Consider the following 14,867-nt stretch of genomic DNA (forward strand, 5'->3'; position numbering starts at 1 on the left):
GCAGACCTCCCTTTATCAGCCTCTCACGCCTCTGACGCAATCGGCTCGCTCATCGCGACATGCTCGCCCTTGGCGACCCGTGCGGCCAGCGCGCTTGGCTTGGCCTCGAACTCGTAGGCATCGTCGGCGTGCAGATCGGCGTCCATCAACCCCTCAACGGAGGCGATGGTCGCCCCGCCCTGATCCGCGTCACTGAGCATGATGCGCAGGCCTTGAATCGCGTTGTCCGCCTTCACACCGATCAGCGCCACCTGACTGCCACCACCTTGCACCGCAAGCTCGACCAACGCCATTTTGCAACCGCTTTCGGGCAGGGCCGCAGGCAATTCGCCCGGGTAAGGATCACCTGCGATAAGACGGCCGGGCTGGATGTCCATTGCCTTGACCGGGCCAAGGTTGATCGGGGCGTCGAAATCGCCCTCCTCGAAATCGTCCAGCAACGCGGCACGGCGCAGCAACAACAGCTTGGTATCCTCCTGATCGAAGGCCAGCATCAGCGTCGCCAGAAACTGCGTCAGGCTGTCCGAATGACCCACAAAGATGCGCGAATTGGCGTCCAGTTCCCCCTCGCCGCCGGTGACGACACTCGCAAAATACTTCTGCATAAATCCTAATCCCTTGTAATATTTGCGCCCAAACCGCGCATCAAATCCTCGAAAATCGGGAAGGACGTGGCAATCGGCCCCCCGTCGTCAATATGCACGGGCTTTTGCGTGCCCAGCCCCAGCACCATGAAAGACATGGCGATGCGGTGGTCCAGATGGGTCGCGCAGGTGCCGCCCCCCGGCACGCCGCCTGCGCCCATGCCGTGTACGATGAAGGTATCCTCGTCCTCCTCGACTGTCACCCCGCAGGCTTCCAGCCCGCGCGCCATGGCGTCGATGCGGTCGCTTTCCTTGACGCGCAACTCCTTGACGCCACGCATGATTGTCTTGCCCGTGGCGAAGGCCGCAACGACCGACAGCACGGGGTATTCGTCGATCATCGACGCGGCCCGCTCCGGCGGCACTTCGATGCCTTGCATGTTGTCCGAGAACTTGGCCCGCAGGTCCGCCACAGGCTCCCCGCCTTCCTCGCGCATGTTCTCGAATGTCAGGTCCGCGCCCATGTCCTGCAAGGTGGTGAACAGCCCCGCGCGGGTCGGGTTGAGGCCAATGCCCGGCACCAACACGTCCGAGCCTTCAGCCACCAGCCCCGCACAAACCGGAAATGCCGCCGAGCTTGGATCGCGCGGCACGGTGATGGTTTGCGGCTTCAGTTCCGGCTGGCCTTGTAGGGTGATCACGCGGCCCTCGCTGGTGTCCTCCACGCTCAGATCCGCGCCAAAGCCCGCCAGCATCCGTTCCGAGTGGTCGCGGGTCGCTTCCTTCTCGATCACCACGGTCTCGCCAGCTGCGTTCAGCCCTGCCAGCAGCACCGCAGATTTCACCTGCGCAGAGGGCATGGGCACGGTGTAGCGCACGGGGGCAGCGTTCGCAGCACCCACCAAGGTCATCGGCAGCCGTCCACCCTTGCGCCCGTAGCTTTGCGTTCCGAACAGCGCCAGCGGGTCCGTCACGCGGCCCATTGGCCTCCCGTTCAGGGAGGCATCGCCGGTGAAGGTCGCGGTAATGGGCGAGGTCGCCATCGCGCCCATGATCAGCCGAACACCCGTGCCGGAGTTGCCGCAGTCGATCACATGGTCCGGCTCCGCAAAGCCACCGACGCCGACGCCGTGCACCGACCAGTTGCCGCCACCATGGTTGACCACGTCCGCCCCGAAAGCCTGCATCGCGCGGCCTGTGTCCAGCACGTCCTGACCTTCCAGCAGGCCGGAGACCTTGGTCTCCCCCACGGCCATCGCGCCCAAGATCAGCGAGCGGTGGGAGATGGATTTGTCCCCCGGCACATGCGCCTTGCCGGTCAAAGCGCCACCGGCGCGGGAGGTCATTGGAATGGGATCACCGTGGCCGGACATAGGGCAGTTCTCGCTGGTCAGTCAAAAGCCCTGACGTGATAGCCCAGCGGTGCGGGAGGGTCCATGGTGGTTTGTGGTAGGGTGTGGTTCGTTAGCGTTGGACGCGTACCGTTCTTTTAGAAATTATAAATTCAAGGTTACCTAAAAATGACACATCCTGCTTTAGGCCGAGCTTTGCCCGTACATTTTTATATGGCTGAGTTGGCAGGTTGGGGAAACAACAATCCCCGAGTAGAAGATTATCTAGCTGACTACGAGGATTATGACTTTATCGAGAATGAAACCTTGGCGGTCAAAGCAATTTGTCGCGGCCGCGCAGGTCTCATCCGAATGACACTTAAAGACTTTGGCTTTAATTTGGAACGATGGCGCACGTATTTCTTGGACAATTGGACCGATGACCCCGATGGATCCGAGAAATATGGAGGATGGGGTTACCGGCACCCCTACTCATCAGGTGTAGTCGATAAGATTGTGTTGGATGGTATAAGACGAGAGCAACGATCGCATTTGGAAGCACTTGCAGTGACCGCTTGGCCCGACCAACTTATAAGTGTTTTAGCTTGGTATCAGCAGGAATGGAAAGACCCTGAGGAGCCACTCTGGTTAGCCGCGGTGCAAGAGTGGCCGTTTGAGTAGTCACCGCAAAAACACCCTGATCCTAACACAAGCAGTTCTAGTAGGTTCCTCGCAGGCCCGCGCAAGCCGACATTCGCGGCGTTACTGAAGTTCTGAATTGGACTCAAAGCTGCCGTTAGCTACCCAAGCCAATCACTCCCGCCCAGCAGCCCTCCCCCCTCCTTTCCCGTCCGGAATCAAGCCGAAGGCGCCGGGCGATCGGCGGGCCGTCCCACGGGTCGGCGATTTTGCTACGGGCGCACCGGCTTGTGGGGGAAGATGAACTTGGCAGGGATAAACTGCCAAACCGCAACAAAAGATCGCCCACCCCCGGTCCGCCGACCGCCCGGCTTGCGCTCCGAACGCTACCCCTCAATCGCCGTAATCATATCCACCCGCGTGGCATGACGACCGCCTTCGAACTCGGCCCCCAGGAAGGCGTCCACGATATCCAGCGCCAGCCCCTCGCCGATCACCCGTGCGCCCATGGACAGCATGTTGGCGTTGTTGTGCTGGCGGATCATGCGGGCGGAGAACGTGTCGGAGCACACGCCGCAGCGGATGCCCTTGACCTTGTTGGCCGCCATCATGATGCCCTGCCCCGTGCCGCACACGATGATGCCCAAATCGCACTCACCGGACGCCACACGCCGCGCGGCTTCCTCGCCGTGTTTGGGGTAAGGGGTGCTTTCCGATGTCATCGGGCCGATGTCTTCGACCTCATACCCAAGCTCCGCGACATGGGCCGCGATGGTCTGGCGCAGTTTAATGTCAGCGTGATCGCTGGACAGGACGATGCGTGTTTTGGCGGTCATGATGGAATACCCCTGTGAACGGTTAATCGCGGATGAATGTCATGTAATGCGGCGAGCGGCCCTCGCGCAGGGCTTTTTGCTCGTATCGGGTCGAGAACCAGTCAGCCCATGGCTTGCTCAAGTCGTCGGGCGCCTCGGTCAGAGTGAACCCCGCGCGCGGCACCTCTTCCAGGGTCTGGCGCACGTAGTCCTCGATATCGGTGGCGACGCGGAACTCATGGCCGGATTTCAGCTTTTCGGCCAGCGGGTCCAGATGCTCCGGCGTCACGAAGCGGCGGCGGTGGTGGCGGGCCTTGGGCCACGGGTCGGGATAGAGCAGGAACATCTTGTCCAGACTATCCGAGGGCAGCACGTCGAGAAGATCGCGTGCATCACCTGCATGGATCAGGATGTTCTCCACCCCCTCGCGCCGGATTTTGCCAAGAAGGGAGGCCACGCCGTTGACGTAGATTTCGCAACCGATGATCAGCACATCCGGATTGGCCTGCGCCTGATGAACGATGTGTTCCCCCGAGCCGAAGCCAACCTCCAGCCAGACCGGCCTGCCGTCGCGGATCGCGTCGATGTCGAGCGGCGTGCGGTCCGGATTATCCTCGCGGGTTACGTTTTTCAGGCTGAGTTTCGGCAGCAGTTCCTCAAGGTCCTGCTCCTGACGCGCATTCAGGGACTGGCCCTTGATGCGGCCATAAAAGTTGCGCCAAGGCGTCGCGGGGTCTTTGTCTGCTTTGCTCATGCGCGGCGGTGTAGCCGTGGAACGGCGCGGGCGCAACGGGCAAGCGCAAACGACAAAGGGCGCGCCAATGGCACGCCCTTGTTCAGTCGTTTTGCGTCAGGATCAGACCGCTTTTTTCAGCGCCTCGACCAGATCGGTGCGTTCCCACGAAAAACCGCCATCTTCGTCCGGCGCACGGCCGAAATGGCCGTAGGCGGCGGTACGGGCATAGATCGGGCGGTTCATGCCCAAATGCTCGCGGATACCGCGCGGGGTCAGGTCCATCAGGCCACCCACCGCCGTTTCGATCGCGGCGTCCGGGGCCTCGCCGGTGCCGTGGGTGTCGCAGTAGATCGACAGCGGTTTGGCTACACCGATGGCGTAGCTCAGCTGGATCGTGCAGCGTTGTGCCAGCCCCGAAGCCACCACATTCTTCGCCAGATAGCGGGCGGCATAGGCCGCCGAGCGGTCCACTTTGGTCGGGTCCTTGCCAGAGAACGCGCCGCCGCCATGCGGGGCCGCGCCGCCGTAAGTGTCGACGATGATCTTGCGACCGGTCAGGCCTGCGTCGCCGTCAGGGCCGCCAATGACGAACTTGCCGGTGGGGTTGACCCACCATTCGGTGTCCGCCGTCAACCAGCCGTCGGGCAGGGTTTCGATGATGTAGGGTTCCACAACCGCGCGCACATCGGCGGAGGTCATGGCCTCGTCCAGATGCTGCGTCGACAGCACGATGGTGGAGATACCGACCGGTTTGCCGTCCTCGTAGCGCACGGTCAGCTGCGACTTGGCGTCGGGACCCAGCGTCGGCTCGGTGCCGTCTTTGCGGACCTCGGCCAGACGGCGCAGAATGGCGTGGGCGTAGTGGATCGGGGCGGGCATAAGCTCCGGCGTCTCGTTGCAGGCATAGCCGAACATGATGCCTTGGTCGCCTGCGCCCTCTTCCTTTTCGTTCGACGCGTTCACGCCTTGGGCGATATGCGCGGATTGCTCGTGCAGCAGGTTGGTGACCTCGACGGTCTGCCAGTGAAACTTCTCCTGCTCGTAGCCGATGTCACGGATGCAGTCGCGGGCGATATCCTCGATGCGACCCATATAATCTTGCAGCTTGTCCTGATCCGACAGACCGACTTCGCCGCCAATAACGACGCGGTTGGTGGTGGCGAGGGTTTCTGCGGCGACGCGGGCTTCGGGCTCTTCCGCCAAAAACGCATCGAGAACGGCGTCCGAGATGCGGTCGCAAACCTTGTCCGGGTGCCCCTCCGAGACGGATTCCGAGGTGAAGAGGTAGTTCTGTCGTGCCATTGGGAAGTGCTCCGATTATGTTGTTCCGCCACGTCAGGAAGCCGTTGTGGCGGTAAATGATTGATCTGCCCTACCCTTGCCGCGCGACCGGGTCAATCGAAACACGGCGGCGGACGGCGATGCGCCAGATCAGCAACACCACCAACAGCCCCCGCATCGGCCAGTCGTAGAGCGTGCTGTAGAGCGTCGCCGACGCCGGTGCGGGCAGGTCCGCATCAAGAACCGCCGCTTCGTTCAGCTTGGTCTGCGCCGTGATCCGGCCCCACGGGTCGATCACCGCCGAGATGCCGGTATTGGCGGCGCGCACCACGGGCAGGCCCTGCTCCACCGCCCGCAAGCGGGCTTGCGCCAGATGTTGATAGGGGCCTGAGATATTGCCGAACCATGCGTCATTGGTGATTTGCAGCAGCAGGTTGGAGCGCGGCAGGCCGCGCAGATCGCGGGGAAAGATCAGCTCGTAACAGATCAGAGGCAGGGCGGGGCCGATACCGGGCAGGTCGATCAGTTTCGGCCCCGGCCCTTTGGAGAACCCGCCGCCATCGCGGGACGCCATGCCACGGATGCCAAGTTTGCCAAGCGCCTCGCCAAACGGGATGTATTCGCCGAACGGGACAAGGTGGTGCTTGTGATAGGTCTGCATCCGCTGACCCTCGGGGCCAAGCAGCACCAGCGTGTTGCGCCAGCCGTCTTCCATGCGGTCGTTGCCGCCGACGATCACCGGCTGCCCGCCAGCGGATTTCGAGATCGCCTCCAGCACCGTCGGTGCGTCGTTTAGAGGATAAGGCACAGAGGTTTCGGGCCACACGATCAAGTCCGGCGGCGCGTCGGCGGGCGCGGCGGTAAGGTCCACCGCGCGTTGTAGAAACCGGCCCACATGCTCAGGGTCCCACTTCAAATGCTGCGCAGCATTCGGTTGAACCAGACGCACCGTTTTGTCGGTTTGCTGCGCCGCATGGGTGGACAGGATTTGCGCCCCGTAGACCCATCCGGCACCAAGTATCGCAAGCGATACGCCCAACCCCACAAGTGGTTTGCGTATGCTCGGGCCTGCAGCGATTGTCAGCGTCAACAAGGTTAACAGGGGTGTGCCGCCCAGTGCGGCAAGCTGCAAGATCGGATGATCGGACCAGATATGCCCGACTGTTGCCCAAGGGAATCCGGTGAACAGAACCGAGCGCAGCATTTCCATGCCCGTCCACATCGCCACCAGCGCGATCAGGCCGCCAATTCGGTGCGCCACGCCGAACGCCACCGCCCAGAGCAGCGCAAGCCCGCCCGCCATGAAGAACAGTGCAAACGGGGCCATCCAGCCGTGGCGGGCGATGTCGACAAGGAACGGCTCCACCAGCCAGAACAGGGCGATTGCGAAATACCCCGCGCCGCCCGCCCAACCGGTCCATGCAGCCTTGGGCGCGGTGGCCGCATTCCGGTAGAGCCAGATCAGCCCGCCAAGCCCCAACAACGCCAGCGGCCAAAGCGACCATGGGGCCTGCCCCAGCGCACCGAGCGCGCCAAGCCCGAAAGCCAGCGCGAACTGCGGCCAGCCTGGCCGTGCGGCAGGCCCGAAGGCGCGGCGTATCATTGTGCTCAGTCGGATGCGTCGGTGGGCACCAACACCCGCAGGCGCTTGATGCGGCGGGGGTCGGCGTCAACGATCTCGAACTCCGCGCCGGAGGGGTGTTCCACCACCTCGCCGCGCGCAGGCACGCGGCCCGATAGCATGAAGACCAAGCCGCCGAGCGTGTCGATTTCCTCGTCCATCTCGTCATCGGACAGGCGTTGGCCGATCTCGGCCTCGAACTCTTCCAAGGGCGCTCGGGCTTGCGCCAGATAGATACCGGGCTTTTCCATCTTCCACAGGTCGGCCTCGTCGACGTCGTGTTCGTCCTCGATTTCGCCCAGAACCTGCTCGATCAAATCCTCGATGGTCAGCAACCCGTCCACGCCGCCATATTCGTCGATCACCAAGGCCATGTGCTTACGCTCGGTCTGCATCTTCGCCAGCAGAACGCCGATTGGCATGGAGGGCGGCACGAACAGCACCGGGCGCACCATGGTTTCCAGATCGAAATCCGGGCTTTTGCCGTTGAAGCCGTGACGCAACGCCAGGTCCTTCAGGTGGATCATACCAATGGGCGTGTCCAGCGTGTCCTCGAACACCGGCAGGCGGCTCATGCCGCTTTCGCGGAAAACCTCCACCAGTTCGGGAAGGGTGATGGATTTCGGCACCGACACGATTTCGGCGCGGGGAATGACGACGTCATCCACACGCTTCATCCGCAGATTGCCCAACCCGATGGTCTGGATTCTGCCGGAGCCGTTGCTGTCGGTTGTCCCTTCGTCGGAATCGGGCGTTCTGAACGCCGCGATCACGCGGGAAAAAAGTCCAGGTTCCGTCTCGTCGCCAATCGCGACGTCGGTCTGGTTGGCGTCTATGTCCTGCGCGCTTTGCGCTGCGGTAGACGAGCCGTCGTTTTCTGCGCCCATCGGTCCTTTTCCAATAATTCGGCCCCAAACACGGGCCTTAAACCCTATATGGGTCCTCAATGCCTAATTTTGCAAGAATTCTGGTCTCTAAACCTTCCATCAAGGCGGCATCTGGATCATTTATGTGATCAAACCCCAACAAGTGAAGCGTTCCGTGCACCAAAAGGTGCGTCACATGGTCTTTGAGCGGCTTGTTCGCCGCTTCGGCCTCGCGGGCGCAGGTGTCATAGGCCAGCGCAATGTCGCCCAATTCCAGCTCATGCGGCGCCCCATCGGGCAGTTGCGGAATCATTCCGGGGATCTGCGCGGCGCGATCCTCCGAGGGCCATGACAACACGTTGGTCGGCGTCGGCTTGCCGCGAAACTCGGTGTTGAGTTCCGCCACGCGGGCATCGTCGCAGGCCAGCAGGCTGATCTCGTAGTCGCCGTCCAGCGACAGCTCTGCCAGTGCCGCGTTGCAGGCCGTCTCGGCCAAAGCGGCAAGCCCCGCATCGGTCCACCGCGCGTCTTCTGTGAGGATTTCAATCTGTGCCATGGCTGTCCCATACAACAGGCATACGCGGCGTCAACCTTGAAGGGACGGGGGCTACGGTGTTTGAGGCGGTTAGTTAGCGCACAGTAGAAACTGACATCACTCTAATCAAAGCGCTCATCCCCGGTCGGTTCAATGTGATCCGCCAAATTCATTTTCTGACGAAACGCTGCAAGTTCGCGATAGAGTCGCAACCGGGCACGGCTCTGGTTTCCCAAGGGTCGATGGTCGGGCAGTGAATGCCAAGGGTTGATCCTCAGGTTACGCGCGAAGGCCATTTGACCGGGAGTGTCGAATTCCTGAATTGGGATGTGAATCCGGGCCACTGGAATCCATGGAGATTTATCTTCCGGCCAACGCACGGAAGCGTCTTCGATCGGCATCAGATGCGGGTCGGTCTGAATTTGCACAACCATGTCGAACTCAACAGGCTTGTCGCGTAAGGTTTTGACCATGTTGTCGCGCAGATAGTTCGGCGGAACACGTCCGAAAGGAACGCCGGGAATGGCCATTGGAACGTCTGTCAGGGGCTTGTACGAATAAAGCATCGCCTGCCCTTCCCCAAGCAGGTACGGCACGCAGCTATAATACCTATGACCAAGCGGATTGTATTGCGTCTGATTCCACAGCCCTTGCATCAGAAAGTCGAGCAAATGCGGGTCTTTTGGGTTGAGAAAATACCAAGCAGGCTCGTCAATTGTGCTCCAGTATTGCAGCTTCGCATTCTCGCGGATATCGGGCGTCACAAAAGTCGGCGTCACGACGGCGGGCCAGTCTTGCGTGAATTTCTCCTCGTCCATCAGCTTTTCGCCCGGAACATCCATGAGTTTCACGGACATGGACCCGAAGCCCACGTCGCGGATGTCTTCAGGCACGTCCGGTCCGGGGCCTGCAAAGCGGACATAGGCGGGATAGCTGCGCTCGGTGGCGAAAACGCCTTTTCGCATATGCTCTGGCAAATCGGGGTGAACCGTAAAAGTAGCATGGACCAAGCCGTGGGTCTTCGTATTGCCACCACGCTCGTAAGCGCCGGGCTGGAAGTGCAGCTTCATTTGCTCGCGCATCTCGTCAATGATCGCTTGCAGGCTCTCTTCTTCCCAGTCGAACAGCTTTTCCTCAGCCAGCCCAAGGCCATGGTCCACCCGTTTGCGGTTCTTGAGGTATTGGATCAGCTTGGCCAGTGGTTCACGTACAACACGGTCAAGGCCACGGCGAAAAAACGGCTCAAAGCGCCGCTCGATATTTAATCCGGTTTGCACGGCTTTGTGCAGCAGGCGGCGAATAGCAAGAAGGATAGCGCGCATGAATTTCTCCTAACTTGCCGTCGTGGCAATGTAGCGAAGCGCTTTAAGGCCCGGCATGAAGAAGTAACCGCCCCCTTTGACGGTGACGAATTGCGGTAAGTTGGCGTGGTGTTCAGGAACCCCTCTCGCCGTTTGGATTGTAAACCCGCCGGTTGCCGCGCCGCCTATCGGCGCTCGGTTGCCCAAAAGCGGGTCCGCCTCTCCGGTCAAGCCGTCGAACCGGCCTGACGCCATCCATGCATTCTGGACGAACTCGAACTGGCGCACGATGTCGGCGCACAGGCATATGAAGAACAACCCGCGCTCCTCGTCTGATCCTTTGCTTATCGCCTCTTCCGGCGAAAGCTGAGGTCCATAGGCGCGGCCCCGACGCACCAGCCGGTGGAACCGTGTCGAGGCCACAAGATCGTGGCGACCGGGCAGCTTGTCGGGCCTGCGCCGAAAGCCAAGTGTACTCAGAAGCCATCGCAATATGCCGTTGTTGCCGGGTGGAATGTCTCCGGTGCGCGGGTTTGCACGGCGAATATGTGCGCCGAGCGGGCAAACGACCCCGTTGATATCATCGTCATATGTGAAGTTGTTGGCAGGCCGCCCCCCCGAAATATCGCACCTGTTGTTCATCAACGGGGTGCCATCGCGGTGCCGACCAACCATTTTGGCAGCTAAGTTTTCCCGCCTTTCAGCGTCGCCTTCGGTGGCCAGATCGAGAAACTGCCAGAAGCCGGGGACATCCTGCTGCAACTGCCGCAAAACCAAGTAGGTTCCGTTTGCACCTAGATCATGACGATCCGCATTCTCAAACCCACCGTCTGTTTCGACAGATGGTGACGGCGAGATTTCATCGTATTCGTTGGGGTGCCCCAAAATGACTTCACCCGGCGCGATCAGATTGGAATAGGTCTCGCGCCCATGTTTGGACGGGGGGCGGGACTGTTCCCAGTCAATTTTCGGCTCGCTGATCCCGTCGGCAAAGCCAAAGGGCTCGACACCTGAATTCGGCTGTGTCTGCAAGCTCTGCACGGTCTCGAAGGCCTTGTGAAAGCGCGCATCCTTGATGGAGGCTCTGAACGCCTCCAAACCGTCCCGCTCCCCATAAAGCATGAGGAGAATGTGCGCGTCGGCCTCTTTCCAACGCCAGCCTTCAGGGTCATTCGTTCCGGTATCGCCAAGCCTGCGCGAGCGGCTATTCTCGGCCCCCATCCCAGACAGAAACGGTTGAGAAAACTGCGCGACAATGTCGTCGGACAAATCGAATGCCCTCAGCCCTTCGGCGCTAAATGCAATTTGCAAGGCGGAGTCCGGCAACGTGCTTTGGGTCGCCGCGGATGCTATTGGCGCATCAAAGAGCCAAGCGCGTGCTGCATTTCGATCTGCAACTTTGAGAAGTAGAAATTCAGCCTCCACAAGTCGCCCGTGCCCGAAGCGAACCAAGCCCTGCATGTCGTCGAAATCGACCTTCGTCATGGGGTGCCCTCCGCTGTCGTGCGGATCTTGCTCAACCATAGACGAAGGGCGCGGCTGCTATTGGGACGTGTTTCCAGCCCTGCCCGGATTTCGCTATGTCGTGCCAAATCACGAGCGGTGAGACCGGGATACGCCTTGTACCAAACGTTGTTGAGTTGCTGGCGATTGCGCAAGTAGCGTTTGAACTTGCTTTCCTGCGAAGCGCCGTCCTTGAGGAGATATCGCGTGGACGGGTAGCCGACGCCATTAGAGAACACGATGTTCAGCCCCCATGCGACCTTGTTAACGAAGTCATCCATGTAAGCCTCAAGCGCACCGTCATAATTGCTGCAAAACAGAACGCGGCGCTTGTTGTCGAGAAAAACCCAACGCGCGAAATGGATCGTCTGCACGCGTGTGAGATAGCCACGCCCGTAGATGTATTTCGCAGCATAGTTCAACAGATACAGAAACGTCGTCGCAGTGGCGCGGCGGAACGGGCCGGGCTTCAGATCACCAATGGCGGAGAAGGGGTTGGTGACGTCGTGATCCTCTTGCGCGCCTAATGCCACGATCTTCGCATCGTCAGGGCGTGGAAGAATTTCCGGGTCCGAGCGTTCCAGACTGCGCAGTCGCCAAAGAAGAAACGGCAGCAAGAGAAGCAGCAGGGGCGAGATCAGCACAAGCCCCAGCGGAACACCTATCATCTCAATTCCGTTCGCAATTTTTCGTCCTAACGGCATCCGCTCTGGCGGTGTCAGCGGCAATCGCCCTGCCCTTTGTTCGAGGTCGACAAAATGCGCCAATCTTTCGTGAAGCTGAGTCGCGTCCGCAGCGCCATGAGCCTCAACCACCCTTGCCAACTCGGCGCCAAGCGCCTGACACAAGGCAGCCTCTTCGCGTATTTGCTGAACAGTACGGCCGCGTGTGTTGACGTAATTTGCGGCCTCTTGCACGTTGTGTCGCACCATCCAGCGACGCAGGTTTGTACCGGTGTCGAAACCGTCGCAATACGCAAATATCTTGCGCAAGCCTTCGTCGGCCTGTTCCACCAACTCATCAAGAAAGCTGTCCCGGTCGCCATCTACATCCCCCACAAACGCAAGCTGGACAGGATAGGGGTGTGCGGTGATCCCGTACGCTTCGATATCGCGCCATGTGTCGGCCTCTATGATAAGGAACCGTGCTACGTGCAGCCGATCAAACGCGCGAAAAGGCACGAGAGGGTTCTCAGGATCAGCCAATCCGGGCTTTGTGGTCATGCCATTCAAAACTGTCCGCAATTCTTCGACCCGACCCTCGCGGACCGGTGCCAATATGAGAAAGGTGGACTGTGGCGTCATTGCGTCCCACTCAGATAGATGTGTGTCAGTTGTCGGTCTCGGCGTTGAAATCGAGGGCGAAATCAATCAGCCGCGTGTCATCCCAATAGACTTTGCCAAGATAAAGCCCCGGCCCGATTGCGCGAATTTCGTCCCTGATCCACTGCGCGGCGATGGATGTTTCGGAATAATCGAGCACAATACATTCTTTTCCATCGAGCCAGCTTTTGTCCTTGTAGACCTTGGCCAGAATGGCATTGAGCCCGAAGGGCAGGATACGGTTCTTCAACACACCCTTTGAGGCGTCGAACACTTTTCCCTGCCATGCAAAACTGTTGATGAACCGCGAGATAAGCGGCGAGAACTTCGTTCCCGGCGCGACTATCGCGGTGCCCTCCGCCTCGCCGTCGGGAATATCGCCAGCGGAAACGCTGGAAAACAACGCGTCCAGTTCATCCTGATTCATGTCCATCAGTGCCTCGATATCAAGTGCCATAGCTGACCCTTTCCTTAAGGTTCCCAGATTGGGCGTCTTCCAAGATGAGCTCGGCAGCTTTTTCGCCGATCATGTAAACGGAAGACGCAATGAAAAAGCCGGGGATTCTCGGGAAAACCGATGCATCGGCTATCCGCAAGCCATCGACCCCGTGAACGCGCAAACGCCCGTCCAGAACGCCGCCATCCTCGCGCGCGCCGATAGGGCAACTGCACGAGGCATGGTGCCCCCAACATTCGTCCCGAATGAACTGGGCAATCTGTGCGTCGGACTGGATTTCGGGGCCCGGAACCTCCTCGACCTCAATCCGCCCGTCACGCTTCAGGGGCTCACTTAGGTGCCTGACAAACTTGACGCCTTCGACCACGGCTTGCAGATCAACATCTTCGCCGTCTTCGAAGTAATTGAAATCGACGATCGGCCTGTCCCGCGGATTGTTAGAGGCCAGCCTCACGCGCCCGGCACGGTTCAGCGTATGCGCCTTGAGGATAGCCCAGCTCAGGTGGTTGCGGCTTTTCGACAGATCCGCCGCATATCCCGGATAATACCCGCTGAACTTCCCCAACAGCGCCATGCAAAACAGATCAGGCACCGCTTGCTGGGGCGAGGACCGCCGGATCACCGCAAGCGCAGCCCCGTTTGTGGCGTAGAGACCTTTGCTCTTGTCCCGCCACTTCTTCCAAAGCGGATCGCCTGTCTCGTATCGGCACTCTTTCATGCTGTCCCAACAGTCGAACGCCATCCGGTTAACGACAGCGACTTCGTAGCGGTCTTGCAGGTTGCGCCCGACCCCTTTTAGGGTGACCCGCGGCTCAATTCCCAAGGGCTCAAGCTCCTCGGGGTCCCCGATGCCCGAGAGCATCAAAAGCTGAGGTGTGTTGAAGGCCCCACCGGCAAGTATCACCTCGCGTTTTGCAAATGCGCGACGCGTCTCGCCCGCCTCTTCGTTTGGTTCGGCGTGTGCCTGATAGAGCCGCGCACCCTTCAGGTATTCGACGCCGGTTGCCCGGTTGTCTGCGTCAAGGATGACCTTCGTTGCGAGGGCATCCAATTCGACCACCAAACGCTCCGGAAATGTGGTGGCAACGTCAAGCACCCGCTCGCGCGTGCCGACCCGAACGCCGTCCTTCGTGGTCAAGGGTGTGTAGACCATTCCATCGGCGTCATCGTCTATCCGGTCAATATCGTTGGGGTCCGCGGCGCTGTTGATGAACCAACGCAAGCGCCTGAGCGTATTGCCCCCTGACCCCAACATCTCTCGCAGCGATTTTCGCAAAACGTCCATGATGTCGTCATCACGCAAGGCATCGCGCGGGATCGCCTTCTGTGTCGACAACCATCCTGCGAACCCGTGGCGCGTCCGGTCAATTCCGATCGCACTCAGCGCCCGTTGAATTGGACGGTAGCTGCACTTTTCGATTTTCCGGAACAGGCGGTGCATTGCATCGGGTGACCATCCATCATCACCGGTGATTTCCTGAATGGTGTGCCAATCTTCGTTATGGGGGTAGACCAAGATCATCGCGTTATGCGCAGTGCAGCCGCCAAGCGTTCCCGCACGCGGATAAAGCACCCCTTCGGGTAGCGCCTTCGGGTCACGGGCCTGCTGATCCGCATCGGCGTAATGGTTGACGTAAAAGTCCCAACGCAGTGCCTCGTTCTCGGATGCAAACGGATGAAACGCCGGAACGTCGTAGTCGTCCGGCATCCGGTTGGAGCCGTCCATATGACGAACGCCGCCCTCTGTGGATCTTGGATCGCCGCCTGCCTCCAGCAAGAGCACGCGCATCCCCTCTTCCGCCAGTCGCGCAGCCAATGTTCCACCACCTGCACCTGACCCGACAACCACATAGTCAAAGGGCTCGGTGTCCACCGT

General features: G+C 60.2%; 14 protein-coding genes and 1 riboswitch. Of the genes, 1 reads left to right on the forward strand and 13 read right to left on the reverse strand.

Features of this window, described 5'->3' with window-relative positions:
- Positions 1-23 precede the first annotated feature (23 nt).
- Positions 24-605 (reverse strand): hypothetical protein, encoded by a 582-nt coding sequence (locus THALAR_RS13835; protein WP_021102208.1) that lies wholly within the window; start codon positions 603-605, stop codon positions 24-26.
- A 5-nt stretch (positions 606-610) separates the two neighbouring features.
- Positions 611-1,957 carry a 3-phosphoshikimate 1-carboxyvinyltransferase gene (gene aroA, locus THALAR_RS13840; protein ID WP_021102209.1) on the reverse strand — a complete coding sequence of 449 codons (1,347 nt, stop codon included), beginning with the start codon at positions 1,955-1,957 and terminating at the stop codon, positions 611-613.
- A 147-nt stretch (positions 1,958-2,104) separates the two neighbouring features.
- Here aroA and THALAR_RS13845 point away from each other — a divergent pair, with 147 nt between their 5' ends.
- Positions 2,105-2,596, forward strand: coding sequence for a hypothetical protein (locus THALAR_RS13845; RefSeq protein WP_154666805.1), 492 nt, complete (start codon positions 2,105-2,107; stop codon positions 2,594-2,596).
- A 344-nt stretch (positions 2,597-2,940) separates the two neighbouring features.
- Here the strand turns inward: THALAR_RS13845 and rpiB are convergent, their stop codons facing one another.
- From rpiB to THALAR_RS13900, 11 genes are all read right to left on the reverse strand, one after another.
- The gene (gene rpiB / locus THALAR_RS13850; RefSeq protein WP_021102210.1) at positions 2,941-3,390 is read right to left on the reverse strand and encodes a ribose 5-phosphate isomerase B; all 450 of its coding nucleotides are present in this window, start codon (positions 3,388-3,390) and stop codon (positions 2,941-2,943) included.
- A gap of 22 nt (positions 3,391-3,412) precedes the next feature.
- Entirely contained in the window at positions 3,413-4,123 is a 711-nt protein-coding gene (gene trmB / locus THALAR_RS13855) for a tRNA (guanosine(46)-N7)-methyltransferase TrmB (protein ID WP_021102211.1), read from the reverse strand.
- A gap of 102 nt (positions 4,124-4,225) precedes the next feature.
- Positions 4,226-5,407 carry a methionine adenosyltransferase gene (metK, locus tag THALAR_RS13860; RefSeq protein WP_021102212.1) on the reverse strand — a complete coding sequence of 394 codons (1,182 nt, stop codon included), beginning with the start codon at positions 5,405-5,407 and terminating at the stop codon, positions 4,226-4,228.
- A gap of 7 nt (positions 5,408-5,414) precedes the next feature.
- Positions 5,415-5,463, reverse strand: a riboswitch (SAM-SAH riboswitch).
- Between the two features lie 14 nt (positions 5,464-5,477).
- Positions 5,478-6,989, reverse strand: coding sequence for an apolipoprotein N-acyltransferase (gene lnt / locus THALAR_RS13865; RefSeq protein ID WP_021102213.1), 1,512 nt, complete (start codon positions 6,987-6,989; stop codon positions 5,478-5,480).
- 5 nt (positions 6,990-6,994) lie between these two features.
- The gene (locus tag THALAR_RS13870) at positions 6,995-7,894 is read right to left on the reverse strand and encodes a hemolysin family protein (protein ID WP_021102214.1); all 900 of its coding nucleotides are present in this window, start codon (positions 7,892-7,894) and stop codon (positions 6,995-6,997) included.
- Between the two features lie 37 nt (positions 7,895-7,931).
- Complete coding sequence (gene ybeY, locus THALAR_RS13875; protein ID WP_021102215.1) at positions 7,932-8,429, reverse strand: rRNA maturation RNase YbeY; 498 nt, start codon at positions 8,427-8,429, stop codon at positions 7,932-7,934.
- Positions 8,430-8,530: 101 nt separating this feature from the next.
- Positions 8,531-9,730, reverse strand: coding sequence for a catalase family protein (locus tag THALAR_RS13880; RefSeq protein WP_021102216.1), 1,200 nt, complete (start codon positions 9,728-9,730; stop codon positions 8,531-8,533).
- A 9-nt stretch (positions 9,731-9,739) separates the two neighbouring features.
- On the reverse strand, positions 9,740-11,194 hold the full coding sequence (locus THALAR_RS13885) for a Dyp-type peroxidase (RefSeq protein WP_021102217.1): 1,455 nt from the start codon (positions 11,192-11,194) through the stop codon (positions 9,740-9,742).
- Positions 11,191-12,435: a hypothetical protein gene (locus THALAR_RS13890; RefSeq protein WP_211264805.1), complete on the reverse strand. Its 1,245-nt coding sequence runs from the start codon at positions 12,433-12,435 to the stop codon at positions 11,191-11,193. The genes THALAR_RS13885 and THALAR_RS13890 overlap by 4 nt, the downstream gene beginning before the upstream one ends.
- A gap of 106 nt (positions 12,436-12,541) precedes the next feature.
- A complete protein-coding gene (locus THALAR_RS13895) occupies positions 12,542-12,991 on the reverse strand; it encodes a hypothetical protein (RefSeq protein WP_021102219.1) in 450 nt (149 codons plus the stop codon).
- Positions 12,981-14,864: a GMC family oxidoreductase gene (locus THALAR_RS13900; protein WP_021102220.1), complete on the reverse strand. Its 1,884-nt coding sequence runs from the start codon at positions 14,862-14,864 to the stop codon at positions 12,981-12,983. Before THALAR_RS13900 ends, THALAR_RS13895 begins: the two co-directional genes overlap by 11 nt.
- Positions 14,865-14,867: the final 3 nt, after the last annotated feature.

Source organism: Litoreibacter arenae DSM 19593 (assembly GCF_000442275.2).
GTDB classification, from domain to species: Bacteria; Pseudomonadota; Alphaproteobacteria; order Rhodobacterales; family Rhodobacteraceae; genus Litoreibacter; species Litoreibacter arenae.